This window comes from Xanthobacter aminoxidans, assembly GCF_023571765.1.
GTDB lineage: Bacteria > Pseudomonadota > Alphaproteobacteria > Rhizobiales > Xanthobacteraceae > Xanthobacter > Xanthobacter aminoxidans.
The window spans coordinates 331,077-355,955 of record NZ_JAMJXC010000002.1; the positions used below are offsets into that span (position 1 = coordinate 331,077).

Annotated in this window: 25 protein-coding genes; 10 read left to right on the forward strand and 15 right to left on the reverse strand. The window is 69.3% G+C overall.

All coding sequences use genetic code 11. The annotated features are described in order from the left end of the window. Positions 1-6: 6 nt before the first annotated feature. The gene (gene argB / locus EJ105_RS04340) at positions 7-912 is read right to left on the reverse strand and encodes an acetylglutamate kinase (RefSeq protein ID WP_029876530.1); all 906 of its coding nucleotides are present in this window, start codon (positions 910-912) and stop codon (positions 7-9) included. Between the two features lie 277 nt (positions 913-1,189). On the opposite strand from argB, the gene EJ105_RS04345 reads away from it, so the two are divergent. Both EJ105_RS04345 and EJ105_RS04350 read left to right on the forward strand, forming a co-directional pair. Beyond that, positions 1,190-2,836, forward strand: coding sequence for a hypothetical protein (locus EJ105_RS04345; protein WP_250165419.1), 1,647 nt, complete (start codon positions 1,190-1,192; stop codon positions 2,834-2,836). Positions 2,837-2,956: 120 nt separating this feature from the next. Then, positions 2,957-4,090 carry an alpha-D-ribose 1-methylphosphonate 5-triphosphate diphosphatase gene (locus tag EJ105_RS04350; protein ID WP_250165420.1) on the forward strand — a complete coding sequence of 378 codons (1,134 nt, stop codon included), beginning with the start codon at positions 2,957-2,959 and terminating at the stop codon, positions 4,088-4,090. 25 nt (positions 4,091-4,115) lie between these two features. Here the strand turns inward: EJ105_RS04350 and EJ105_RS04355 are convergent, their stop codons facing one another. After that, a complete protein-coding gene (locus EJ105_RS04355) occupies positions 4,116-5,225 on the reverse strand; it encodes a DUF2125 domain-containing protein (RefSeq protein WP_197022946.1) in 1,110 nt (369 codons plus the stop codon). Positions 5,226-5,333: 108 nt separating this feature from the next. Here EJ105_RS04355 and EJ105_RS04360 point away from each other — a divergent pair, with 108 nt between their 5' ends. After that, a complete protein-coding gene (locus tag EJ105_RS04360) occupies positions 5,334-6,002 on the forward strand; it encodes a gamma-glutamylcyclotransferase (RefSeq protein ID WP_250165421.1) in 669 nt (222 codons plus the stop codon). An 11-nt stretch (positions 6,003-6,013) separates the two neighbouring features. Here the strand turns inward: EJ105_RS04360 and EJ105_RS04365 are convergent, their stop codons facing one another. The 5 genes from EJ105_RS04365 to ftsE all read right to left on the reverse strand — a co-directional run bounded on the left by EJ105_RS04365 (position 6,014) and on the right by ftsE (position 9,805). Continuing rightward, positions 6,014-6,445: a hypothetical protein gene (locus tag EJ105_RS04365; protein ID WP_156026268.1), complete on the reverse strand. Its 432-nt coding sequence runs from the start codon at positions 6,443-6,445 to the stop codon at positions 6,014-6,016. 33 nt (positions 6,446-6,478) lie between these two features. After that, on the reverse strand, positions 6,479-7,285 hold the full coding sequence (locus EJ105_RS04370) for a lysophospholipid acyltransferase family protein (protein ID WP_250165422.1): 807 nt from the start codon (positions 7,283-7,285) through the stop codon (positions 6,479-6,481). Between the two features lie 43 nt (positions 7,286-7,328). After that, positions 7,329-8,072, reverse strand: a complete 744-nt coding sequence (locus tag EJ105_RS04375) for a YdcF family protein (RefSeq protein ID WP_250165423.1) — start codon at positions 8,070-8,072, stop codon at positions 7,329-7,331. A gap of 109 nt (positions 8,073-8,181) precedes the next feature. Continuing rightward, a complete protein-coding gene (locus tag EJ105_RS04380) occupies positions 8,182-9,159 on the reverse strand; it encodes a cell division protein FtsX (protein WP_250165424.1) in 978 nt (325 codons plus the stop codon). Beyond that, a complete protein-coding gene (gene ftsE, locus EJ105_RS04385; RefSeq protein ID WP_024276652.1) occupies positions 9,146-9,805 on the reverse strand; it encodes a cell division ATP-binding protein FtsE in 660 nt (219 codons plus the stop codon). The genes EJ105_RS04380 and ftsE overlap by 14 nt, the downstream gene beginning before the upstream one ends. A gap of 213 nt (positions 9,806-10,018) precedes the next feature. Between ftsE and hpt the strand changes: the two genes are divergently transcribed. Then, positions 10,019-10,555, forward strand: coding sequence for a hypoxanthine phosphoribosyltransferase (gene hpt, locus EJ105_RS04390; RefSeq protein ID WP_024276651.1), 537 nt, complete (start codon positions 10,019-10,021; stop codon positions 10,553-10,555). A 35-nt stretch (positions 10,556-10,590) separates the two neighbouring features. On the opposite strand, the gene EJ105_RS04395 is transcribed toward hpt, so the two are convergent. The 5 genes from EJ105_RS04395 to EJ105_RS04415 form a co-directional block, all read right to left on the reverse strand. Then, the gene (locus tag EJ105_RS04395) at positions 10,591-11,235 is read right to left on the reverse strand and encodes a hypothetical protein (protein ID WP_250165425.1); all 645 of its coding nucleotides are present in this window, start codon (positions 11,233-11,235) and stop codon (positions 10,591-10,593) included. Beyond that, complete coding sequence (locus tag EJ105_RS04400; RefSeq protein WP_250165426.1) at positions 11,232-12,113, reverse strand: ABC transporter permease; 882 nt, start codon at positions 12,111-12,113, stop codon at positions 11,232-11,234. The genes EJ105_RS04395 and EJ105_RS04400 overlap by 4 nt, the downstream gene beginning before the upstream one ends. After that, positions 12,110-12,913, reverse strand: coding sequence for an ABC transporter ATP-binding protein (locus EJ105_RS04405; protein ID WP_250165427.1), 804 nt, complete (start codon positions 12,911-12,913; stop codon positions 12,110-12,112). The genes EJ105_RS04400 and EJ105_RS04405 overlap by 4 nt, the downstream gene beginning before the upstream one ends. Next, the gene (locus tag EJ105_RS04410) at positions 12,910-13,896 is read right to left on the reverse strand and encodes a YVTN family beta-propeller repeat protein (RefSeq protein WP_024276647.1); all 987 of its coding nucleotides are present in this window, start codon (positions 13,894-13,896) and stop codon (positions 12,910-12,912) included. Before EJ105_RS04410 ends, EJ105_RS04405 begins: the two co-directional genes overlap by 4 nt. A 64-nt stretch (positions 13,897-13,960) precedes the next feature. Continuing rightward, the gene (locus EJ105_RS04415; RefSeq protein ID WP_250165428.1) at positions 13,961-15,238 is read right to left on the reverse strand and encodes an ABC transporter substrate-binding protein; all 1,278 of its coding nucleotides are present in this window, start codon (positions 15,236-15,238) and stop codon (positions 13,961-13,963) included. A gap of 172 nt (positions 15,239-15,410) precedes the next feature. Between EJ105_RS04415 and EJ105_RS04420 the strand changes: the two genes are divergently transcribed. Genes EJ105_RS04420 through EJ105_RS04430 form a run of 3 tightly spaced genes read left to right on the forward strand, consistent with a single transcriptional unit; the run spans position 15,411 to position 17,533 of the window. Next, positions 15,411-15,962 (forward strand): DUF3280 domain-containing protein, encoded by a 552-nt coding sequence (locus EJ105_RS04420; protein WP_250165429.1) that lies wholly within the window; start codon positions 15,411-15,413, stop codon positions 15,960-15,962. 54 nt (positions 15,963-16,016) lie between these two features. Further along, complete coding sequence (locus EJ105_RS04425) at positions 16,017-16,553, forward strand: SRPBCC family protein (RefSeq protein WP_024276644.1); 537 nt, start codon at positions 16,017-16,019, stop codon at positions 16,551-16,553. Continuing rightward, positions 16,553-17,533, forward strand: a complete 981-nt coding sequence (locus tag EJ105_RS04430) for a YVTN family beta-propeller repeat protein (RefSeq protein WP_250165430.1) — start codon at positions 16,553-16,555, stop codon at positions 17,531-17,533. Before EJ105_RS04425 ends, EJ105_RS04430 begins: the two co-directional genes overlap by 1 nt. A 203-nt stretch (positions 17,534-17,736) precedes the next feature. Here the strand turns inward: EJ105_RS04430 and fae are convergent, their stop codons facing one another. Further along, a complete protein-coding gene (gene fae, locus EJ105_RS04435; RefSeq protein ID WP_024276642.1) occupies positions 17,737-18,243 on the reverse strand; it encodes a formaldehyde-activating enzyme in 507 nt (168 codons plus the stop codon). A 545-nt stretch (positions 18,244-18,788) separates the two neighbouring features. Here fae and EJ105_RS04440 point away from each other — a divergent pair. Further along, positions 18,789-18,995, forward strand: coding sequence for a hypothetical protein (locus tag EJ105_RS04440; RefSeq protein WP_024276641.1), 207 nt, complete (start codon positions 18,789-18,791; stop codon positions 18,993-18,995). A 119-nt stretch (positions 18,996-19,114) separates the two neighbouring features. Further along, positions 19,115-20,026: a zinc metalloprotease HtpX gene (gene htpX / locus EJ105_RS04445; protein WP_029556229.1), complete on the forward strand. Its 912-nt coding sequence runs from the start codon at positions 19,115-19,117 to the stop codon at positions 20,024-20,026. Between the two features lie 24 nt (positions 20,027-20,050). Here the strand turns inward: htpX and EJ105_RS04450 are convergent, their stop codons facing one another. Then, on the reverse strand, positions 20,051-21,889 hold the full coding sequence (locus tag EJ105_RS04450) for a heparinase II/III family protein (RefSeq protein WP_081837518.1): 1,839 nt from the start codon (positions 21,887-21,889) through the stop codon (positions 20,051-20,053). A 48-nt stretch (positions 21,890-21,937) separates the two neighbouring features. Further along, positions 21,938-23,308 (reverse strand): 16S rRNA (cytosine(967)-C(5))-methyltransferase RsmB, encoded by a 1,371-nt coding sequence (rsmB, locus tag EJ105_RS04455; RefSeq protein ID WP_250165431.1) that lies wholly within the window; start codon positions 23,306-23,308, stop codon positions 21,938-21,940. Positions 23,309-23,552: 244 nt separating this feature from the next. Here rsmB and EJ105_RS04460 point away from each other — a divergent pair, with 244 nt between their 5' ends. Beyond that, complete coding sequence (locus EJ105_RS04460) at positions 23,553-24,848, forward strand: adenylosuccinate synthase (RefSeq protein ID WP_024276637.1); 1,296 nt, start codon at positions 23,553-23,555, stop codon at positions 24,846-24,848. Positions 24,849-24,879: the final 31 nt, after the last annotated feature.

The window sequence follows — 24,879 nt, forward strand, 5'->3', positions numbered from 1 at the left end:
TGAACGTCAGCGCGTGATGAGCGTGCCGGCGCCGTGGTCGGTGAGGAGCTCCAGCAGCACCGCGTGAGGCACCTTGCCGTCGAGAATCACGACGCCCTCCACCCCCTTCTCCAGCGCATAGATGCAGGTCTCCACCTTGGGGATCATACCCCCCGAGATGGTGCCGTCGGCGATCAGCGCGTGGGCCTCGGCGATGGTGAGCCGCGGGATCAGCTGCTTGTTCTTGTCGAGCACGCCCGGCACGTCGGTGAGCAGCAGGAAGCGCTTGGCCCCGAGCGCACCCGCGATGGCGCCGGCGAAGGTGTCGGCGTTCACGTTGTAGGTGCCACCGTCCACCGCCGCCGCCACCGGGGCCAGCACGGGAATCAGCTCGCGGCCGAGGATCTGGTCGAGCACGGTGGTGTCCACGGTGTCGGGCTCGCCGACGAAGCCGAGGTCCACCTCCTGCGCGTCATCGCCGCCGGAAGACACCACCACACGGTTCGCCTTGCGGGCGCGCACCATGTTGCCGTCCTTGCCGCACAGGCCGATGGCCTTGCCGCCCGCCTCGTTGATGAAGCCGACGATCTGCTTGTTGATGGAGCCGGCCAGCACCATCTCGACGATCTCGACCGTGGCCTTGTCGGTGATGCGCAGGCCCGCCGCGAATTCCGACTTGATGCCGAGCTTGCTGAGCATGGCGCCGATCTGCGGCCCGCCGCCGTGCACCACCACCGGATTGATGCCCGACTGCTCCATGAGCACGATGTCGGAGGCGAAGGTGCGCGCCACGTCCTCGCTGCCCATGGCGTGGCCGCCGTATTTCACCACGACGATCGCATCGTCATAGCGCTGCATGTGCGGCAGCGCCCGCGCCAGCACTTCGGCCTCGTGCTGGGCTTCCGACACGGACTGGGAATGGGGCTCGGTCATGGGGGGCTCGCAGATGGATGCTCGCGGGGGCACGGCGGTGGGGCCGCCGGGCGGCGCCCTTCTAGCGGTTTCCCTCGTGCGGTGAAAGGTCCGGTCGCGGCGCGGCCGGGACAGGCCGGTGCGGAAATCTCGTCGGCCGGGCTTCCTTCCCTCGCGAAAAGGTGATGAGAAGCAGTCCCGGCCGACACAATGGCGGCGTCAACTACCGTCACCGGTTCGCCCGCCACAGCCCTCGCCCCGCCGTAGCTCCAGCCGCCGCCAGAGAGACCCGGCCTTCATGACGCCTCCGATTCTGCCTGCCAAGCATTCCACGAGCGCCGCCGCGCACGCCCATCATGGCCACCCGCCGGAGCGCCGGCCGCACGATCTCCGCCCCTGGCAGATCCTGCTGCTGTTCGTGGCCTGCCTCGGCCTCGTGTCGATCCCGATCCTCACCCATCCGATCCCGCCCTTGTCGGATTACGTGAACCATCTCGCGCGGATGCACGTGATCGCCTCGATCCCCGGGGATCAGGACCTCGCGCGCTTCTACACGCTGAAATGGTCGATCCTGCCGAACCTGATGATGGACCTCATTGTCCCGCTCATCGACAAGGTGGTGGGCATCTACACCGCCGGCGAAATCTACACCCTGATGTGCTTCGCGCTGATCGCCGGGGGCACCATGACGCTCAACCGCACGCTGTTCGGCGTGTGGTCGGCGCTGCCGCTGCTGGCGTTCCCGCTGCTCTACAGCGGCGTCTTCCTCATCGGCGTGATGAACTATTATTTCGGCATCGGGCTGGCGCTGTTCGCGCTCAGCGCCTGGGTGGCGCTGCGCGACAAGTGGTGGCCCTGGCGCTATCTGGTGTCGGCGGCATTCGTGGTGGCGCTGTTCTTCTGCCACCTGTTCACCGCGGGCATCTACGGCATCGGCATCCTCGCCTACGAGCTGGACCGCCTGCGCCTCGGCCGCGGGCCGATCTGGCCGCGCATCGGCGTGTTCGTCAGCGGCGGCCTGCCCTTCCTGCCCATCCTGCCGCTGCTGCTGGCGAGCCCCACCTGGGGCCTCAGCGGGCAGAACTACTGGGAGCCGCAGGGCAAGATCGCCGGCATCGAGCTGATCTTCAACGTCTATATCGACCATGTGGCGGTCGCCGTGGCGGCGATCTTCATCGTGGCCGGCGTCTGGGCGGCCCGGCACCGGCTGCTCTATGTGCACTCCTTCATGCTGCCGCTGCTGCTGGTGGCGGGGCTCGTCTATCTCGCCATGCCGCGGGTGGTGTTCGCCACCTACATGGCGGACCAGCGCCTGCCGGCGGCCATCGTCTTCATGGTGCTCGCCGCCATGCGGGCGGACCTGCGCCACCGCTTCGCCCGGCGCGGGTTCGCGGTGGTGCTCATCCTGATGCTGGCGGTCCGCGTGGGCGAGGTGCAGGTGGTGTGGGACCGGCTGTCGCAATGGACGGTGGCGTTCCGCGAATCGGTCACACGCATCCGCCCCGGCTCGCGCGTGCTCGTCGCCTATGCCGACATCCAGGGTGGCAACGATCCGACCGATCTCGGCCTGATGCACGCCGCCTGCCTCGCCATGATCGAGAAGTCGTCCCTCGTCACCACGGCCTTCACGGTGGAGGGCAAGCAGATCCTGCGCGCCCGCAAGCCCTTCAACGAGCAGGTGGACACCGAGGACGGCACCCCGCCCCAGATCGAGCAATTGCTCGTCACCGAGGAAGACCCGACGCCCGACGGCCCGCGCTACTGGGACCTGTGGCCGTCGAAGTTCGATTACGTCTACCTCCTGTTCACCGAGCGCGGCGCGCCCAACCCGGACAGCGACCACCTCAAGCTCATCGCCGAGGGCGAGCGCTTCCAGCTCTATGAGGTGGTGCCCCGCCCGCCGGCCCTGCCCGCCCTGCCGGCCTCACCCGCCCCGCGCTCCTGACGCCGGCTGACACAGGCGACGTCACCGCGGTGTCACGATAGGGTGCAACGCAGAACCTCCCGCGGGCCCGGCCGGTAGCCGGGCCCGTATCCTTTTGCCCTGCCTCGATCCGGAGCCCCGATGGACACCGTTCTCACCAACGCCCGCCTCGTCCTCGACGATGCCGTCGTCGAGGGAACCATCACCCTCCGGGACGGGCGCATCCTCGCCATCGACGCGGGCCGCGCCACCACGCCGGCCGCCATCGATTGCGACGGCGACTTCATCGCCCCCGGCCTCATCGACCTGCACACGGACGCGCTGGAGGGCCATTTCGTCCCCCGTCCCAAGGTGTTCTGGCCGGATGCGCGGGCCGCCGCCCTCGCCCATGACGGGCAGACGGTGGCGAGCGGCATCACCACCGTGTTCGACGCCATCTGCGCCGGCGGCTTCGACCAGGCGAAGGCAGAGCGGCGCGAGCTGTTCGGCACCATGCTGGATGCGGTGGAGCAGGGGACGCCCCTGTTCCGCGCCGACCACAAGGTGCACCTGCGCTGCGAGATGACCGACCCGAACGTGCTCGATCTGGTGGAGCCGACGCTGGCCCGGCCAAGCCTCGCCTTCGCCTCGCTGATGGACCACACGCCGGGCGCCCGGCAGTGGCGCAATGTGGAAGCGCTGCGCAACTTCCTGCTGGGCATCGGCAAGGACGCCCGCGAGGCCGAGCGCGAGATCGGCGAGCGCACAGCCCGCGGTCGCGCCAACGTGGCGCGTAACATGCCGCCGCTGGTGGAGATGCTGGCTTCAACCGGCCTCGTGCGGGCGAGCCACGACGACACCACCGAGGCCCATGTGGCCGAGGCGCAGGCCGCCGGCTGCACCATCAGCGAGTTCCCCACCACCCGCGAGGCGGCGCTGGCAGCCCGCGCGGCCGATCTCGCCACCATCGGCGGGGCGCCCAACGTGGTGCGCGGCGGCTCCCATTCCGGCGGCGTCGCCATGGGTGCGCTGGCGCAGGAGGGCCTCGTGGACGCCCTCGCGTCCGACTACGTGCCGGCGAGCCTGCTGCAGGCGGCGACGCGCCTCCACACCGTGGACGGCATGGCGCTGCCCCAGGCCATCGCCCTCGTCACCCGCAACCCCGCGCAGATGGCCGGCCTCGCCGACCGCGGCCGGCTCGAAGCCGGGCTCCGGGCCGACGTGGTGCGCTTCCGCATCGTCGAGGGCACGCCGGTGGTGCGGCAGGTGCTGGCGGAAGGCGAGCGCGTCTTCTGACGCGCCGGCCCTTTCTAACAGCGCCTCAGAACAGCGGCGGCACGATGCCCACCGGGAAGCCGGCGAGCTTGAGCGTTCCGGCATCGAAGGAAAGCGCGAAGATCGCGCCCTTGCGGCCCTCCACCTGCCCCGGCTTGCCCACCATGGCGAGGGCGCCGACGATGGGCGCGATCTCCCGCGGGATGGCGCCGGCCTTGTCGAGGCCCTGCACCAGATCGTTGATGCCGGCGAAGCCGAGGTCGAGCTTGCCGTTGAGCCGGCCCTGGCTGTCGAGCGCCACCGCCCCGGTCGCCGTCACGGCGATCTTGGGCGAGGTGATGTGGAAGCGGTCGAGCTTGGCGATGCCGCCTGCATTGGCCCAGGCGCGCATGCGCTGCGCCACCGACATGGGCCGCAGGTCCGCCGAAGCCGTCACCGTGCCCTGAAGCGCCATCTCCACCGGCCCCTCCGCGCCAAGGGTATTGAGGAGCGCGCTTTGTCCGCCGGTGAAGCCGGACGCATAGTCGACGCCATCCGGCTTGCCGTCCTGCCCCGGCGAGCGGCGGGCGTGGAACTCGAACAGATGGGCGGAGAGGATGGAAACCGGCTGCGCGCCCGTGGCGGCGGGCTGCTCGAGCTTCAGATCGTGCGCCTGCAGCGAGAAGCGCTCCGGCCGGCCGGAGAGATCGCCGACGCCGCTCATCTGCAGCAGCGACCACGCCGCCACATAGGACTGCCCGGTGGTGAGGTCATCGACCCGCGCCGGCCCGACGAAGTCCGCGACGAGGTGGTTGGGGGCCCACACCTGCGCCACCGCCTCGACCGAGGCCGCGGTGAAGCGCATGGCGTCGCCGCCCACGGTCTCCAGCTTCGGCATCAGGCAGCGCAGCTCGAAGCGGAAGGGGAAGCCGGCGAGGTGGCGGTCGGTGCAGGTCCAGATGCGGCCGAGCTTCGCCTCGCGGCCGATCCAGGCGTCGATCTCGCGCTCGGCACGCCCGGCGGCATAGAACCACAGGCCGCTCCAGACGATGGCGGCGACCACCACCAGGGCCACGGGAACGATGACGAGCCAAGGCTTCGGCCGGCGCCCGGACGCTTCGGGGGGTGGTGAAACGGGAGCCGGCGAAACAGGGGCGGATGGGACAGGGGCGGTCATGGACATCCTTGCGGCTGGCCACGGTCGCCCGTGGCTTGCGATGGTCCTTGCCGGCTGTTAGGCGACGGTCCGGCGTTTCTGTCAACGCCGGGAAGGTGTGTCGGGCCCATGGCGGACGAGCGGTCGGCGAGCGGAGGCGGCAACGCGCCGGAGGCGGCGGGGCAATCGGTCACGCCTTCCGCTGCGGCTTCAGGTCAGCACGGCGATGTCTGGGTGTTCGCCTACGGCTCGCTGATGTGGAATCCGGGCTTCGCCTTCGTCGAGCGCTGCGAGGCGCGGCTCGTGGGCGCCCACCGCACCCTGTGCGTCTATTCCTTCCACCATCGCGGCACGCCGGAGAAGCCGGGGCTGGTGCTCGGCCTGGATCTCGGCGGCTCCTGCCGGGGCATCGCCTACCGGGTGGCGGCGGCGCAGTGGCCGCAGACCCATGCCTATCTCACCGAGCGCGAGCAGATTTCCGGGGTCTATCGCGAGGTCATGCGGCGCGTGCGCCTGCTGGACGGATCGGGACGCGATGCGCCGGCGGTGGCCTATTTGGTCAACCGCGCCCATCCCCAATATGCGCCGGGCCTGACCCTCGACGACCAGCTGGCGCTGGTGCGCCGCTCCCACGGCAAGTCGGGGCCGAACACGGATTATGTGGTGGCGACGGTGAAGGCGCTGGAGAGCCTCGGCATCCGCGACCCGGGCCTCGCCTACATCACCCAGCACCTGACGGCGAGCCACGCTCTGCCCGCCGTGCTGCCGGACGATGCGGAGGGCGACGGGTCGCCCTGAGACCGCGCTCCTTACGCCGCGTGGCGGCGGGCTGGCAGGCAGAGCGCCTGGACTGCCGGGCGGGGCAGCGCCGGGACCTCGCCGCGCTCCATCGGATTGCGGCCCATGAGGCTGCGATCCATCAGGCGGCGCAGGGCGGGCGCATTCTCCTCGCCGAACACATGGATGTGGATTTCGTCGCCGCGCATCCTGAGCGCAGCCGTGCGGGCATGGCTCGCCGGCCCCGCCCACATGGCGATGGAGCCCGCGGGCGTGCGCCGCGACACCACCGCGAGGGCGTCCGGATAGTCCGGCGCGGCGTCGGGCCGATAGACCGAGAACACGTGGCGCAGGCCGTCTTCGTCGCGCCAGAAACGGTAGCGCGCACCGAGGGCGGCGTGCTTGAGGCCGTTGAGGCCACCGGCGTCCACAAGGGGGACAAGGAGCGAATCAGTTGCGTTCATGAGAACGAAACTAGAACGATCCCCCGTGATCGATCAAGAGTTTTCCACAGGGGTGGACAACGGGGACGACTCGGCGCTCGCTCGCGCCCTGAGGTCGGCCGGTGCGCGGGGCCCGAGTTCCGCCAGTCCCTCGGCAAGCAGGCGGTCGCTGGCGGCCTCGATGTCGGCCTCGAGCCGGGCCATGATCTTCTGCCGCGGCAGCCCCGGCGGGATGGGCGGGAGGATCTCGACGAGGATGGTTCCGGGCCGCTTCAGGATGCTCCGGCGCGGCCAGTAAAGGCCCGAATTGAGCGCGATGGGCAGGCAGGGCACGCCGAGACTCGAATAGAGGTGCGCCACGCCGAACTTGTAGTCCGGCGGCGCCCCGGCCGGGCGGCGGGTGCCTTCCGGGAAGATCAGGATCTGCCGGCCCTCGGCCATGTCGGCCTGCGCCCGCCGCGTCATGGCCTTGAGCGCCGCCGAGCCGCCCTTGCGATCCACCGGGATCATCCGCGCCCGGGCCGCGAACCAGCCGAACACGGGGATCGACATCAGCTCGCGCTTCAGGATGAAGGCCGGGTCGGAGAACAGCGGCAGCAGCGCCAGCGTCTCCCAGGCCGACTGATGCTTGGAGGCGATCAGGAGGGGACCCTCCGGGATGTTCTCGATGCCGCGGAACTCCGCGCGCGTGCCGACGATCACCCTCAGCAGGAACATGGTGGTGGCCACCCACCACAGGACGCCGGTGCGCCACAGCCCCTGGCGCGACAGGAACGGCAGCGCGGGAAGGAAGGCCAGCAGATAGAGGGTCGTCACCAGATAGAAGGCGATCTGGAAGACGAGCGAACGCAGGAAGGTCAAGGCGGTCTCCCTGCCCCGCGGCCGGGCGGCCGGGAGCGCGTGTTCAGTGCGACGCGGCGGCCGCCCCGGCCGTCGGCGCGGCAACGGTCCCGGAGCCCGCCACCGCCTGGGCGGGACGGATCTTCACCGTGGCCATGATGTACTTCAGATATTCCTTCACCAGCAGCTTCAGCGTCCCGGTATCAGTCCACCAGTTCTCCGGCTCGGTGCGGCTGGTGACGACGGGATAGGCCACCAGCTCCACATCGGGAAGGGCGCGCGACAATTCCATCATGGCGCGGGGCATGTGCCAGGAGGATGTCACCACCACCAGCGAGCGGAACCGCCGCTCCCGCGTCCACTCCGCGGCTTCCAGCGCATTGCCGCGCGTGTTCAGCGCCTTGTGGCCGAGATCGATGCAGCAGTCCATCAGCCGCTCGCCGTCCGGCAGGGCGCGCCGCATCTCGTCGGACGAGGTGGCGGGATTGACGCCGGTGATGAGCAGGCGCTGGCCGAGCCCTTCATTGAGCAGGGAAACGGCATCGATGATGCGCGACGGCCCGCCGGTGAGCACGACGATGGCATCGGCCGGCTTCACGCCCGCGGGCTCGCGTCCGGCGATCTGGGTGGTGAAGGCAACGAAGCCGACGCCGGCGACGACGGCCCCGATCGCGCCAAGCGTCACAGCTGCGACAGCGAGGCGGCGCAACAGGCTGCGGCGCGGTGCCGGCGATGGCCGCGCGTTCGTGGTCGCCCCGCTTCTGGCCGTGCCGGTATCGGACTGCCCGGGACCGATTTGCGCCCTCATCCTGCGCTCGGTGCTCGACATGGTCATGGAGCCGACGATGGCGCCGGAATGCGGCAGAGGCGAGGTGACGCACCCCCGGCCACCGCCGCCCCCATCGCCGCGGCGCGAATCATGTGATCGTCCTCAACGTGCGGTAAACGGTGACACGGGAGGTGAGCGCCGTCGCCAGCGCCACGATCGCCACCGACACGGCGATGCCGAAGAAGCCGAGATAGCCGGGATTGAGCCAGCCGAGCACGGTCGGCAGTTCCGGATCGCCGCCGAGGCCGAGGCGCGGGAGCGCGGCCAGCGCCCCGAACACGGCCGCCGCCGAGAGCCCGCCGATCAGCCCGCCCTCGGCGCCGATCTTGAGGAAGTGGCGCTGGAACTGGGCGGCGATGAAGCCATCCCGCGCGCCGACGAAGTGCAGCACCTCCACCACCGAGCGGTTGGTGGCCACCGCCGCGCGGGTGGCGAACACCACCGAGAGCACGGTGGCGAGCCCCACCAGCACCAGCAGAACCACCGCCACCAGCATCACCCCGTCCGTCACCGCCACCAGGCGGCGCGACCAGCCGCGATGATCGTCCAGCGTGGCGGTGGGGATGCGGTCGGTCAGCGTGCGCTTGAGCTTGGCGAGATCGGGCGGGCTCGCCCCGTCGAGCCGCACCACGATCACCCGCGGCACCGGCAGGTCGCCGAGATCCAGCCCCGAGCCGAGCCACGGCTCCAGCAGCCGGGAGGTCTCCTCGGACGTCAGGACATGCACGTCGGCGATGCCGGGCGTCTTGCGGGCGATGTCGGCGGCGGCCTGCACCTGGGCGTCGGTGGCCTGCTTCTCGCCGGCGCGGATCTGGATGGTGACTTCCTGCGTCACGTCGGAGCGCCACTGGCTGGCGGTCGCCCGCACGGCCACTGCCGTGCCGATGGTGAGGCCGGCAAGGAAGGTCATGATGGCCACCACCGCCACCAGCGCGCGCCCGGCGATGGTGGAGGACGGCACGATGGAAGCCAGCGCCCGCGCCTTGGCGCGCGGCGCCTCGCCCTCGGCCGGCGGCTTCTTGGGCTGCGGGTTCTGGGGTTGGGTGGCGGCGTCAGTCGTAGACATAGAGGCGGCCGTCGGCGATCACGAGGCGGCGGGCGTCGTACTGGTCCATGAGCGCGATGTCATGGGTGGCCAGCAGCACCGACGTGCCGGACTTGTTGAGTTCGATGAACAGGCGAAGCAGGCGGCGGGCGAGGGTGGGGTCCACATTGCCCGTGGGCTCGTCCGCCAGCAGGAATTCCGGCCGCCCGATGAGGGCGCGGGCGATGGCCGCGCGCTGCTTCTCGCCGCCCGAGAGCACCGGCGGCAGCACGTGCATCCGGTCGCCGAGGCCGACCCAGCTCAGAAGCTCCGTCACCTCGCCGCGATAGCTCGCCTCCTCCTTACCGAGCACGCGCAGCGGCAAAGAGACGTTCTCGTAGGTGGTGAGGTGGTCGAGCAGACGGAAATCCTGGAAGACGATGCCGATGCGCCGGCGCAGCACCGCCACCTCGTCCGGATCAAGGGAAGAGACATCCCGCCCGAACAAGGTGATGAGCCCGCGCGTCGGCTTCAGCTGGAGGAAGAGGAGGCGCATGAGCGTCGTCTTGCCGGCCCCCGACGGGCCGGTCAGGAACTGGAACGAATTGGGCTCGATGCCGAAGGACACATCCTTCAGCACCTCCGGGCCCATGCCGTACCTGAGGCCGACGTTCTCGAACCGGACCACGCCCCAACCCTTCGCTCGAATCGCGCCACGGCGCCCCGCCCCACCATAAACGAAGCGGAAGGCGTCGCCACGGGGGCGCGGAAGGCCCGCCCCGTGCGAGTGCCGAAGGGTGGGGAAGGGTTGTCCCGCATTGCGCCCGCCGGGTCCGGCGGCTATCTCGGAAGAGCGCCCGCGGCCCCGACGGCCACGCTCGCGCTCTGGCGAAGAGGGACCATGAACCTGCCGAACGTCAGCGTCCTTTATGACGAGAACCGCATCGCCGCGCGCAACCACGCCCTGGCGGTGGAGATCGCCGCGCATGCGCCCGAGCGGCTGCTCGCCGTGGCGGTGCTGAAGGGCTCCTTCATCTTCGCCGCCGACCTCCTGCGCGCCATGCACACGTCCGGCCTCGCGCCGGAGGTGGAGTTCATGCACCTCTCCTCCTATCGCGAGGCGACCATCTCCTCCGGCCAGGTGGAGATCCTGAAGGACGTGGAGAGCGACGTGCGCGACCGCGACGTGCTGCTCATCGACGACATCCTGGAATCCGGCCGCACCCTCGCCTTCGCCAAGGACCTGCTCATGGCGCGCGGCGCGCGGCGGGTGCTGGTGTGCGTGCTTCTGGAGAAGCCGGGCAAGAGGGCGGTGCAGATCGAGGCCGATTTCGTCGGCTTCACCTGCCCGGACGTGTTCGTGGTCGGCTACGGCATGGACGTCGCCCACGCCTTCCGGCAACTGCCCTTCATCGGGCATGTGGAGGGGCTGGAGTAGCCCTCAGCCCCCTCCCCTTCAGCACCCCATAAGTCTCAGCCGCCCTTGGCCTTCAGCCGGGACTGGATCTGCTGGCCGATGTCGAAGGCTCGCTGCTCCAGCAGCACCGGCGTCTCGCAGACATAGATGAGGGACTTGGCACGTTCGTCGAAGATGCGGGTGTCCCAGTTGAGCTGCTCGTCGAGCTTGCGGCTCTCGGCGGTCTCGGGCGCGGTGATGGAGGTCTGCGCCTTGCTCAGCTCGTCGGCCTCCTCGCGGATGCGGTCGGTGAGGCGCTGCTGGCCGTGGGCGTAGCGCACGATGCCGTGGATGATCTTGCTGCGCTGGTCGTTGATGATCTCGTAGACCCCCGCCATCACCCGGAGCAGGCCCTTGTCCGCCTCGGCGCCGGCCTCCTTCACGAAGCCATCGAGCAACGGGCCGAACTCCTTCGCCGGCGTGCGGCGGGAGGCGAGCTTCACTGCGAGGGAAGCGGCATCCTGGTCGTCGGTCCATTTGCCGGCGGAGGCCGGGTCCGGGCCGCTCCACACCTGCGCGAGGTCGATCTCCGGCGTCCTGCGCTGCGGGCAGGGCCAGTCGGGATCGCTCTTCGGCTGGGCGGCCAGCGGCCCCGCGCTCAGGACAGCGGCGACCCAAAGGAGCGATACCTGGGCCGAGGCGGCGGCAAGCGAACGGATCACGCGGCTTCTCCTTTTGGCCCGCCCCGCCGCCCCATGATACCGCGGCCCGGATCGTAGGCGACGACGGCGAGGGCGAAGAAGACGATGGTGGTGCCGAGCACGACGGCGAAGGCCTGAGGCTCGAACGCGCCGTAGAGCGCGTTGCGCACCAGTTCCACGGCATGGGTGAAGGGGTTGAGAAGGCAGACGATGTACAGCGTCTCGCTGGCATCGCGGATGCGCCACAGCGGGTAGAGCGCCGAGGAGGCGAAGAACATCGGGAAGATCACGAAGTTCATCACGCTGGCGAAATTCTCCAGCTGCCGGATCAGCGAGGAGATGACGAGCCCGATGGCCCCCAGCATCAGCCCGGTGAGGATGAAGGCGGGCAGCGCGGTGAGATAGCCCATGGGCGGGATGTCCACCTCCCACAGCCGGGCGATGGCGAGGAAGACATAGACTTGCGCCAGCGACACGCTGACCCCCGCCACCAGCTTGGAGAACAGCAGATACCAGCGCGGGAACGGGCTCGTCAGCAGCACCCGCATGGAGCCCACCTCCCGGTCGTAGACCATGGAGAGGGAGGACTGCATGCCGTTGAACAATTGGATCATCACCGCGAGGCCCGGCGTCACGTAGACCTCGTAGAGCACGTAGGTCTCGTAAGGCGGGATGATGGAGACGCCGAGGGTCGAGCGGAAGCCGGCGGCGAAGATGAAGAGCCACACCAGCGGCCGCACCAGCGCCGAGAGGAAGCGCTCCTTCTGCTGCACGAAGCGCAGCAGCTCGCGGCCGACGATGCCGGACATGCACACCAGATAGCCGGCCGGGCCGAGGTGGCGCGCGGGCGCGGCGGGGGTCTTGCCGACGCTGGCCTCGCGAAGATTCCCCTCGCTCATGCCGCGTCCTCCGCCCGCGCCGCCGTCATGGCCCGAAACGCGGCCTCCAAAGCCGCCGTGGGGCCATCGGGCGCACGCTCTTCCGCCGGCCGCAGATGCGCGCCGGTCACCTCGCGCGCGGTGCCGTGGGCGATGATGCGGCCCTTGTCGAGCACATAGATGAGATCGTCGGCCCGCACCTCGTCGAAGATGTGGGTGGCCCACAGCACCGCGAGCCCCTCTTCCGCCACGAGGCGCCGCACGATCTCGACGATGGCGGAGCGCGACGGCAGATCGAGCCCCACCGTCGCCTCGTCCAGCAGCAGCAGGCGGGGGCGGTGGATGAGCGCGCGGGCGATCTCCACCCGCCGCGACTGGCCGCCCGAGAGGGTGCGCACCTTGTCGTCGACGCGGTCGGCGAGGCCCACCAGCGCCAGCAATTCGGCGATGCGGGCCTTCACCTCGCGTCCCGCCATGCCGTGCAGGGCGCCGTGATAGGCGAGGTTCTGCCGCACCGACAGGTCGAGGTCGAGCGTGCGGCTCTGGAACACCACGCCCAGCTCGGCCAAAGCGGCGGAGGGCGCGCGGGAGAGGTCATGGCCGAAGATGCGCACCCGCCCCTCGCGCGTCGCATAGAGCCGCGTCGCCAGCGAGAACAACGTGGTCTTGCCCGCGCCGTTCGGCCCCAGCAGCGCGACGAAGCAGCCGGCCGGCACGGTGAGCGAGACGCCATCCAGCGCGCGGCGCGCGCCGAAGGCGTGGCTCACCGCCTCGATCGCGAGCGCCGGAACGTGCGCCGGACCTTGCGCAGCATCACTCATTGCGGCGAGACCACCACGCCCCACGGCGCGCCGCCGACCTTGATGGACTTCACCACCTTGAGGTCCTGCACATCGATCACCGACACGTCGTTGGAATTGCCGTTGGTGGTGAAGAGCAGCTTCTCGTCCGGGGTGAAGGCGAGCTGCCAGACCCGCTGGCCGACGAGGAGATACTTCTGCACCTCGAACGTCTCGGCATTCACCACCGCCACCCGGTTCGCCGGGCCCAGCGCGACGAAGGCGGTCTTGCCGTCCTTCGTCAGGCGCACGCCCACGGGCTGGATCGCCTCCTTGGACACGCCGGGGATCTGGAACGTGACCTTGTGGATGATCTTGCGCGTCTCGGGATCGATGACGGACACCGTGCCGCCGACCTCGGCGGAGACCCACAGGCGCTTGCCGTCCTTGGAGAATTCGGCGAAGCGCGGGCGCGCATCCACCAGCACGTTGGCGAAAATCTTGTTGGTCTTGGTGTCGATGAAGTGGGCCATACTGGTGGTTTCGGAGGTGGCCACCAGCGTCGCCCCGTCCGGGCTCACCGCCATGCCTTCCGGCTCGGTGCCCACCGGCACCTGCGCCACCACCTTGTTCTGCTCCACGTCGAGGACCGTGACCTGGTTGTCGTCCTCGTTGGCGATGTAGAGCGGATTACCCGAGGGGTGCAGCGCGAACAGTTCCGGGTCGGGGCCGGACTTCAGCTTGCGCATGACCTTGAGCGTGGCGGGATCGATGGCCAGCACCGCATGGTCGTCGCTGGCGCACAGGAACAGCACCTTGCCGTCCGGGCTCATGGTGATGCCGCGCGGCCGGCGGCCGATCTTCACCGTCTGCTTGGCTTCCAGCGTGGTCGAATCGATGACGGTGATGGAATTGCCGCGCTCGTTGGAGACGTAGACCGTATAGGCCGAAGCCGCATCCGCCGCCGTCAGCGCGGCGGCTCCGGCGAGAAGGGCAACGAGCCGGCGCAGGGCGGTCGGGGTCATCGGGTTTCCTCCAGAATTCGGGCGTGTGTGGCGCGATTCGCGTCGCGCGCTTTGTCCCGGCATTTCAGTTCAGCCGGCATTTGGATTCGCGCTCGTCCATGCCGAGGGTATCGAGCGGGGTGCGCTGGTGCAGAAAGCCCTCCTCCGGCGCCACCGAGACGATGCCGAGGGGCTGGGCGATGAGGAGGGGTTGGCGCACCTGCTGGTCCCACGGCCGCACGCTCACCGGCACGCCCTTGAAGGCGGCGAGGCTGAAGTCGGGCGAGCGCATGAACTTCGCCAGCGCCACCGGGTCCGCCGTCTTGGCGCGGGTCGCGGCCTCGCCGACCATGCGCACGGCGAGCCACGCCTGATAGTCGGTCGCGCGCATGGGGCGGCCCGTGGCGCGCAGGAAGCGGTTCTGCAATTGGGCCGAGCCCCATGCATCCTGCGCCGGATGCCAGGTGCCCGCGGTCAGGCCCTGCGTACCCACCACAAGGCGGGGCTCGAAGGTGCGGAAGGGGATGTAATTGCCGAAATCGTTGGCCTCGTCCGCCACCACCAGCACGTCCGCATCCACGCCCCGGCTGAACACCAGCGCGTCGGAGCGGGTGATGCTGTCCGAGCGGTCGCGCCCCAGCGGGCCGAAGGTCCACGGCTTGTCGGCGACGATCTTGAGCCCGAACTTCTTCGCCGATTTGCGCAGCGCGTCGGCATAGAGCTGATCCGCCGGGTTCGGCCCGACGATGAGGAACAGCTTGGTCCAGCGCTTCATGGCGAGGAACTGCATCAGCGCGTCCGCCAGCATCGCCCGGCTGGGCGCGACGTGGAAGACATCGGCCCGGCACTGCTCGGCGCGCAGCGCATCGTCGGTGGCGCCGATGTTGAACAGGGTGACACCCTTGCCCTTCACCGCATCGTCCACCTTGAGAAGGTCCGCCGCCGGCAAATTGACGACCAGAAGCTTGATGCCACCGTCCGCCAGCTTGCGCGCCGCCTCGCCCGCATCCTCGTCCTCGGCCAGAGTGACCGGCTCCAGCGCATAGCTCTGGCCGGTGAACTGGCCGGTCGTGTTGTTGTCCTTGATGGCGAGTTCGGCGCCGGCCACCGCATCATCCGCCGGCACGGCGAGAAGATCGTAGAGCGGCGGCGGAGGAACCTCGCGGGTGAGAAGGCCGAGCCGCAGCTCCACGGGAGCGGGCGTTTGGACGGCTTCGGCAGACTGGGGCGCCCCACCTCCAGGTTGCTGCGCCAGCGCCGTCCCGACACCGCCCGCGGCGCCCAGCAGCACGGCGCAGGCCGCGGCGAGGAGCAGGCGGGGCCAGCCAGGACCCGGCCAGTCGAGGCGCCAAGAAAGGCTCATGGGAAGGCTCATGGGCAATCGGGGCTCAGTCGATCCGGGTCGTCGGGAGGGGAAGATGTAGCCATCATCAGCCAAAAACGGCAACCGAATAGACATAAGAAAACAATAAGATGATCTCTCCTTGCCAGCGCCGGGCCGGCTGTGACACGCTCCCGACTGCCAAAGGTTCCCGATGATGTCCGGCGCTCGTTTCGTCTTTGCCCTTCTTTTCGCAGGCGCAACATTTTTCAGCGTGACAGGCCGCAGCTTTGCCGCGCCCGTCCCTATGGCCATCTTCGGCTTCGAGTTATTTGACGATACGGCAGACCAGCGCAACAGCATCCGTGCGGAACAGGATGCGCGGCTCAAACTCATCAATGCCGAACTCGTGCGCCTGCTCGTCGAAACTGGGCAGGTGACACCGGTCGATCTCAAGCCCTTCGCCGCGCGCATCGAGGAGGCCTCCCCCTTCTTCAAGTGCAATGCCTGCGAGAACGAGATCGCCGCCGATGCCGGAGCGCGGTTCGAGGCGGTGGGCGTGGTGCGCAAGGTGTCCAATCTCATCCTGTCCATCGAGCTGCAGGTGCGCGAAGTCGACCTGAAGGGCGTCGAAAGCAGCGCGAAGGTCGTGCGCGCGGGGCAGGTCGATATCCGTGGCAACACCGACGATTCCTGGATGCGCGGCGTGCGCTATTTGATGAAGAACCGCATTTTCGCCCCGGGTCTGCCCGAGCTTTCCCAATGACGCGGCCGTCCGGCCCGTTCACCATCGACCAAACACTGTTGGAGGAACGTTTCCATGAGGCAGATGATTGCCGCCGCGGCGGCGCTGGCGGTCGCGATGATCCCGCTCGCCGCTGACGCGCACGGCCCCACCCGCAAGAAGGTGACGGAGAGCGTCGAGATCAACGCGCCGGCCGACAAGGTCTGGGCCGTGATCTCCAATTTCCAGGACATGAGCTGGCATCCCGCCGTCGACAAGCAGGAAGGCAAGGGCGGCAACGCCGTGGATGCCACGCGCCTGCTCACCCTCAAGGGCGGCGGCACCCTCGACGAGGTGCTGGTGAAGTACGAGCCGGAGCAGAAGACCTATTCCTACCGCATCAACGCGGTGGACGTGAAAGTGCTGCCGGTGACCAACTATTCCTCCACCATCGCGGTCATTCCCGTCGACGCCACCCACACCAAGGTGGAGTGGCGCGGCGCCTTCTATCGCGGCTACCCCAACAACGACCCGCCGCCGGAACTGAGCGACGAGGCCGCAGTCGCCGCCGTGACCGCGGTCTATCGCGGCGGGCTCGACGCCCTGAAGGCCAAGGTCGAAAAGGGCTCCTGATGGCCCTTGTGCGGCGCGCGGCGGCTCCGGCGATCCTCGCCGCGGCGGCCGCGCTCCTCGTCGCGCCCCGGCCTTCGGTCGCGGCGGAGGCCTTCATCACCAACCAGCCCGGCAATGAGGTGGCGGTGGTGGCGCTCGACGGCGCCGCCGCCCCGCCGAAGCTTGTCGGGCGCATTCCCGTGCCCGGCGAGCCGGCCGGCATCGCCGTGTCGCGGGACGGAAGCCGCGCCTTCGTCACCAGCCCCGAGGGCAAGGCCCTGTCGGTGATCGACACGGCGACCCGCACGGTCGAGAAGCGCATCCATGTGGATGGCGGCCCGCTGGGCGTGGCGGTCGCGCCCTCCGGCAAGCCGGTCTATGTGGCGGACTGGTATGCGGCGCGGCTCCTGGTGGTCGATCCCGACACGCCCGACGCACAGCGCGTCGCCCACACCGGCGCCTCCCCCTCCGGCGTGGCGGTGACGCCCGACGGCGCCCTCGTGCTCAGCGCCGATCGCGACGACGATCAGGTCTCCATCATCGATGCCGCGACGCTGGAGCGTCTCGCCGTGGTCAAGGTGGGCACGCGCCCCTTCGGCATCACGTTGTCCGAGGATGGGCGCACCGCCTACACCGCCAATGTGGGCTCGAACGACGTGAGCATCATCGATGTCGCCGCGCGCAAGGTGGTCGGCACGGTAAAGGTGGGCAACAGGCCCTATGCGGTGGCGCTCGCTGGCACGCTCGCCTTCGTCACCAACCAGTATGCGGGGACGGTGAGCGTGTTCGACACCACGACCCTTGCGCCCCGCACCACCATTTCCGTGGGCGAATATCCCGAAGGCATCGCCGCCTCGGACGACGGGCGCGCGGTCTATGTGGTGAACTGGTTCGACAATTCCATGAGCGTGATCGACACGCAGACGCTGAAGGTGGTCTCGACCCTCGAGGTGGGCGACGGCCCCCGCGCCTTCGGCATCTTCCTGCGCCGGACGCCCTGACGCGCGTTCGACAGCAAGCCCACCTGAAAACGAAACTGATCGGCGGGGGGCCGCCGCAAAATCCCCGAAACGAAAACGACCGGCGGGAAACCCGCCGGTCGTCGTTCTTTTGGCCTCTATCGCAGAAAGATGGCGGCCAACCGCTGGAGCAGACCCTTCGGCATTGGCGGAGGGTTTCCGCTCTGTCCAGGGTGGTTTCCGCTCTAGGCCGCGAAGGGGTGCTTGGCTTCGTTGCGCTTGTCGGTCGCTTCCTTGGCGGTGGGGGTACCGGCCACGGCGCGAGCGATCGAGAGCTTGGTCGCCTCGTAGTTGAACTGCTGGATCTTGGCGTCGTCGGCCGCTTCCCAGTGGATGAACACACCCACGCAGATGAAGAGGTCGTCGGCTTCCTCGACCGGGATCACGCCTTCGGCCACGGAGTCCTGCACCGCCTTGGCGACGCCGTACTGCGCGGGGCCGAACATCTGCACGGCCTGCCGGGCGTCCTTGATGGTCACCTTGTTGAACATCACGGTGTTGGGCTTGCAGGGCAGGTTCGGCGCGAGCACCGCGAGGAGGGACGTGAAGCCATCCTTGTTGTTCGTCAGGCTGGTGACGAACGCCGTCTCGGCCGCGCTGCCGCGCGGGCCGATGATAAGGTCGATGTGGGCGACCTCGTTACCGTCACCGACGAGCGCCTCACCAACCAGAACCTTGCTGATCTTAGCCACCTTCTGTCCTCCCTCGTAGATCGACTAGGGATGACCGCCCCCGAAGACAGTTCCGGACGGCGGTCCTATGCCGCCTACCCTTGTTGTCAGCGCTCGGCGCGGAATGCCGAACCGGTTCACCAGATAGCGCGCGGAGCCTAGCCGCGCCGAGGCTCGCCTGCAAGCCGCCGCGACAGCGAATCCATGCCGCGGCGCAGCGTGAAAAATTGGCCGGCAAAACGCCTGGTAGCGACCTTGCGAACGGCCTTGCGAGAGGCTCGCAGGACCGGGCCGCGACCTGCCCCTGCGGCGGCAGCGCCGGCCAGGTGCTGGGATTGATGGGCAGAACGTGACGGGAAGTATTGCGGTTGTTCAATACCAATCTTCCCGAGAAGCCTTGCCGAACATTCCTGTTGGCACTCAGCTTGCTTCTTAATTTTTGCACAGATTGCCCGTGAGAAGGCAGCCTGCCGGTCAGTACAGCTTGAATGGCTAGCGAAGGTTTGTCGCAGAGGGACGGAAGCAGGGGAGTGGCACACGCAGCGCCGGTCTCAGGAACCCTGGTCATGTTCATTGTTCTATACGCCTGCCTCATCAGCGCTCCGGCCACCTGCCGGGAGGAGAAGCTCAGCTTCTCCATGGAAGCGAGCGCGCCCATGACCTGCATGATGTCCTCCCAGCAGGCCATCGCGCAGTGGAGCGAGAGTCATCCCCAGTGGCAGATCGGCCGCTGGAAGTGCGTGGCCGCCGACCGCCTCATGCGCGACATCTGAACCGCGCGGCGGACAGCACCACACTGCCGCAACGGCAAGCTCGCCCTTGAACGGGGCGCGGTGCCTTCCCATCCTCTAGTCCAAGGTCCGCGTCCTGTGCGCGGCACCGGGAGGGATGGATGAATCACCTGAAAACGGCGATCCTGCTCGCCGGCATGACCGCCTTGTTCATGGCCGTAGGCTTCGCCCTCGGCGGACGCGGCGGGATGATGATCGCATTCGTGGTGGCGGCAGGCATGAACCTGTTCAGCTACTGGAATGCGGACAAGATGGTCCTGCGCATGTACGGCGCGCGGGAGGTGGATGATCGTACCGCGCCCGAGTTCGTGGGCATGGTGCGGGAGCTGGCGCGGCGGGCGGACCTGCCCATGCCGCGGGTGTTCATCATGGACAACCCCCAGCCCAACGCCTTCGCCACCGGCCGCAATCCGCAGAACGCCGCGGTCGCCGCCACCACCGGCCTGTTGCAGACGCTGACGCCCGAAGAGGTGGCGGGCGTGATGGCGCACGAGCTGGCGCACATCAAGCACTACGATACCCTCACCATGACCATTACCGCGACCATCGCCGGCGCCATCTCCATGCTGGCGAACTTCGGCCTGCTGTTCGGTGGGGGCAATCGGGAGAACAACAATCCCTTCGGCTTCATCGGCACCATATTGATGGTGGTCCTCGCCCCGATGGCCGCCATGCTGGTGCAGATGGCCATCTCCCGCTCGCGCGAATACGAGGCCGACCGGGGCGGTGCGGAGATACTGGGGCGGCCCATGGCGCTCGCCTCGGCGCTGGCGAAGATCTCCGGCGAGGCCCATCAGGTGCCGAACTATGAGGCAGAAGCGAACCCCGCGACTGCCCACATGTTCATCATCAATCCCCTCTCCGGGGCGCGGATGGACAATCTCTTCTCCACCCATCCGGCGGTGGAGAACCGCATCGCGGCCTTGCGCGATCTGTCGCAGCGGATGGGCGGCGGAGGTTTCACAGCACCCGCTTCGGCCCCGGCGCAGCCGCGCCGCGGGCCGTGGGGGTGATGCCGAAGGTGATCGGTCGGGGCCTCAGCCCCGGCCCGGCCGCACCGGCGGCACGCTCTGCGCTTCCCGGGTGCGCACGAAGGTCCAGATGACGCGCGGCGTGCGCGCCACCTCGCCCGTGAGCACCAGTTGCGAGGTGCGGCGCGGCCCGCCGGTCGCGGCGAGGTCCACGCTCTCCTCCACCACCAGCGGCAGATGGGGCGCGGCGAAGGCCCAGGCCTCGCCGTTGGGCAGGCTGAGCAAGGCCGTATGGGGATCGTCCAGCCGTTCCACCGTCACCGAGGGGTGCAGGTGGAAGCGGATGGCGAAGGTCTCCGCCGGCAGCGCCCCGCCCTCCTCCACCGGCCGGAAGATGTCCTCGCCGTCGAGCCGGTTGCCCTCCAGCGCCAGCCGCCACGAGCGTTGGTGCAGCAGATTGAACGCCTCGGCATAGCCGTCATGGCTGGCGCGCAGCAGCAGTGCATTGTTCCGCGTGCCGCGCTGCACCTCCACATGCTTCGGTCCGGCGACGATGGGCGCGCCGAAGATGCGCGTCATGGAGCCGCCCTGCAGGAAGCGGCAGGAAGAGGTGTCGGCGATCACCGCGGTGGAATGGGCCGCCGTGGAGCGGGCCACCTGCCGCCACATTTCCCGGTGCACCTCTGGCACGCCGCAATTGATGACGATGCGCTGGCGGGCGGAGGAGAATTCGAAGGCGAGGCAGCTCGCATGCGCTTCCCAGCTCGCCACGGTGGGCGGCGGCGGGCCGGTGTCGGCGATCAGCATCAGCGAGCGGGCGTCGAGCCGCTGGTAGCCGGAATAGGGCGCATTCGCCACCGGCGCACCGCGCGCGTCGTCGAAGGCGAGGATGGTGGCGAGCTGGTCCGCCGCCGTATGCCCCATGCCGTGGAAATGCGCGAAGGCGCCGTCGCCGTGCCGGAAGAAGCGCAGCATGGGCATCATCCGGTCCACCGCATTCATCAGCGCGGCGGGAGCCTGCTGGTTGCGGGCGGTGAAGGCCTGGCGCAACGGCAGAAGGTCCAGCAGCAGCTCGATGAGCATGCCGGGATTGCGGGTCAGCGGGCCGCCGTCCGGCAGGATCTGCCGGTCCAGCTCCTCGGCGAGGCGCTTCTGCGCGGCCTTGAGGAGACGCGGCTGGTCGGACATGCACAGCCCGGCGAACACCAGCGCGACGATGGCGATGAGGCGGGGATAGCCGTCCGGCGCGTCGCTCGCCATCCGGCGCAGCTGGCGCACCTGCTTCGCCAGCGAGCGCATGAAGCGGCGGTAGAAATCGTGGTCGGCGTCCTGCAGCAGGAAGGTCGCCTGGGTGAGCCAGGAGATGATGCGCCGCGCCGCCACGTCGGGGCGCGCCGCCACCGCCTTGGCCTTGCCGGGATCGCGGATGAAATCGCCGACGAGGGCGCGGGCATTGGCTCGGGCGATGGTGGTGTTGGCGGCCTTCAGGTGCCGCAGCCAGCCGAAGCCGTGCAGCGCCTCGGCCCATTCCACCGAGGGCGGCACCAGCTCGAACGCGGTGCGGCCGTCGAGCGCCATCACCTTTCCGGCGAAGGCGAATCGGCCGGAATAGATTTCGCTGGCGACAGTGGCGTCGCCGGTCCTCAGGTCCTGCGGGGCGATGAGAAGGCGCTCCGGCACCGGCACCGGCACGTAGCCGAGCGGCACGGCGCGGCCGCCGATGCGTGCGAGCACCGTCTGCGACCAAAGCTCCAGCAGGAGGGTCGCCAGTTGCGTGCGCTCTCGCAGCCCGCCTCGGCTCACGGCGCCTCCCGGCGTGTGGGCGTGGCCCTTCCCGGCCAGCGTGCCGACCAGATTTCTGGCCACGGCCTGCAGCGGGCCCGCCGATCCATTCCAGATACCCATGCGCCTGTCTTCACCAGCCTCTAGCCCTTGCGGGAGGCTAGGCGCGGGTCAGCCTGCCGGGCTTCCCTTGCGCCGCAGCCGGGCGGCGAAGAAGCCGTCGAGTCCCGACCGCTCCGCCTCCCCCCGCATCCAGTGACTTGGAAGAGTGCGCACATCCCCTTGAGGAGTTATGAACAAATCGAGGCCTTCCACCTCTCCGACACCAAGGGGCGCCCGTTCCACGTCGGTGCGGGCGGCCAGAAGCCGCTCCACCTGCGCCTCACCCTCCTCCGGCTCCAGCGAGCAAGTGGAATAGACGACGAGGCCGCCGGGCTTCACGAGGTCTATGGCGTGGTCGAGCAGCCGTGCCTGCAAGGTGGCGAGGGTCGGAATGTCCGCCGGCCGCTTGGACACCGCGATGTCCGGATGCCGGCGCAGGGTGCCGGTGGCCGAGCAGGGCGCATCGAGCAGAACCGCGTCGAACGGACCGCCGGCGAAGGTCGCGGCGTCGCCCTCCACCACGGTCGCGGCGAGGCCGAGCCGTGCCAGATTGTCCCTGAGGCGGGTGAGGCGGGCGCCGGAACGGTCCACCGCCGTCACCTGCGCCCCCGCGGCGACCAGCTGCGCCGTCTTGCCGCCGGGGGCGGCGCACAGGTCCGCCACCTTCAGCCCGTCCACTTTCCCGAGCAGCCGGGCAGGAAGGGCGGCGGCGGCGTCCTGCACCCACCATTCCCCTTCCGCGAAACCGGGCAGCGCGCGCACCGGACCGGCCTGGAGGATGCGCACCGTGCCGGTGGGCAGCACCTCGCCCGAAAGTTTCTCCGCCCAGCCGGCCGGGTCGGCCTTCACGGTGATGTCGAGGGGCGGCTCCACCCGGTGCATGGCGGCCATGGCGCGCGCGGTGTCGGCGCCATAGGCCTTGGTCCAGCGCTGGCGCAGCCAGTCGGGCGTATCGGCGAAATCGGGATCGACCCCGGCCATCAGCGCCTCGCCCTCCCGCGCCAGACGGCGCAGCACGGCGTTGACGAGGCCGGCGAAACCCACGGTGGAGCGGTCGGCGCGGGCGAGGTCCACGCTGAGACCCACCGCCGCATGGCTCGGCACATCCATGAACAGGATCTGCGTCGCCCCGGCGAGCAGCACCGATTCCAGCCGCGGCGCCGACTTGGGAAAGCCGCGCTCCATCAGCTTGCCGAGCACGGCGCGGAGCGTCCCGAGCCGCCGCAAAGCGGTGGCGACGATGCGATAGGCGAGCGCCCGGTCGCGCGGCTCCAGCTCCGGGCCGTCGAGCGCCTCTTCCAGCGCGGCGCCCTGCCGCAGCACGGCTTCCAGCGCGTCGACGGCGACGGCGCGGGCGGACAATCCGGGGGTGGCGGCAACGGGCTTTGGGCTGCCGCCGGGGCGGCGGGAGGAGGCGGGAGCGCTGCGGGGAGTCTTCATCGGGGAAGGTAGAGCACGAACCGGGGCCGGTCGCCAACGCCCCCAAAGGGCGGCACCTCCGGCACCTTCCGCCGCTACCGTTGACGGAAGGTCGCCCGCCGGCCGGCCCGCCGCGCAAACCTTGCCTCGCCAGCCCCGATCCCGTAAGACGCTTTGGTAACGCCCCGGACCAGAGCCGGGGCTTTCCTTTGTGCGCGCGGTCGAGGTCCGAACCACCCGCGCTGGGTTCAGGAGGCACCACCGCGTGGCCAATGTGGTCGTGGTCGGCTCTCAGTGGGGCGACGAAGGCAAGGGCAAGATCGTCGATTGGCTCTCCGAGCAGGCGGACGTCGTCGTCCGCTTCCAGGGAGGCCACAATGCCGGCCATACGCTGGTCGTCGGCGGCGTCACCTATAAACTGTCCCTCCTGCCGTCCGGCGTGGTGCGTCCCGGCAAGCTGTCGGTGATCGGCAACGGCGTCGTGCTCGACCCGCAGGCGCTGGTGGACGAGCTGGCGCGCCTTGCCGCGCAGGGCATCGAAATCGGTCCCGACCGGCTCCGCATCGCCGAGACCGTGCCGCTGATCCTGCCGCTGCACCGCGAGCTGGACGCCCTGCGTGAAAGCGCCACGGCGGAAGGTGCCCGCATCGGCACCACCAAGCGCGGCATCGGGCCGGCCTATGAGGACAAGGTGGGCCGCCGCGCCATCCGCCTCGTGGACCTGACCGACCCGGCGACCCTGCCGGCCAAGGTGGATCGCCTGCTCACCCATCACAATCTCATCCGCCGCGGCCTCGGCATGGCGGAAGTGGATGGCGCGGCGCTGGTCGCCGAGCTGATGGCGCTCGCCCCCAAGGTCCTGCCCTTCATGGACCGGGTGTGGGAGCTCTTGGACAAGGCGCGCCGCGAGGGCCGCAAGATCCTGTTCGAGGGCGCGCAGGGCGCGCTGCTCGACATCGACCACGGCACCTATCCCTACGTCACCTCGTCCAACACGGTGGCGGGCTCGGCGGCGAGCGGCACCGGCATCGGGCCGGGCGCGCTGGATTACGTGCTGGGCATCACCAAGGCCTACACCACCCGCGTGGGCGAAGGCCCCTTCCCCACCGAGCTTCTCGACGAAGTGGGCAAGACGCTGGGCACCAAGGGCCACGAGTTCGGTGTCGTCACCGGCCGCGCCCGCCGCTGCGGCTGGTTCGATGCGGTGCTGGTGCGCCAGACGGTGCGCACCTGCGGCATCCACGGCATCGCCCTCACCAAGCTCGACGTGCTGGACGGCTTTAACGAGTTGAAAGTCTGCGTCGGCTACAAGGTTGACGGTAAGGAAATCGACTATCTGCCGGCGGAAAGCGGCGCGCAGGCCCGGGCCGAGCCCATCTACGAGACCATGGAAGGCTGGCAGGATTCCACCGCCGGCGCCCGCTCGTGGGCCGATCTGCCGGCGGAGGCCGTGAAATACGTGCGGCGCGTGGAAGAGCTGATCGGCTGCCCGGTGGCGGTGCTGTCGACCAGCCCGGAACGCGACGACACGATCCTTGTTCACAACCCGTTTCAGGCATAATGCCGATCTGACGGCTCCGATCTGACGGCAC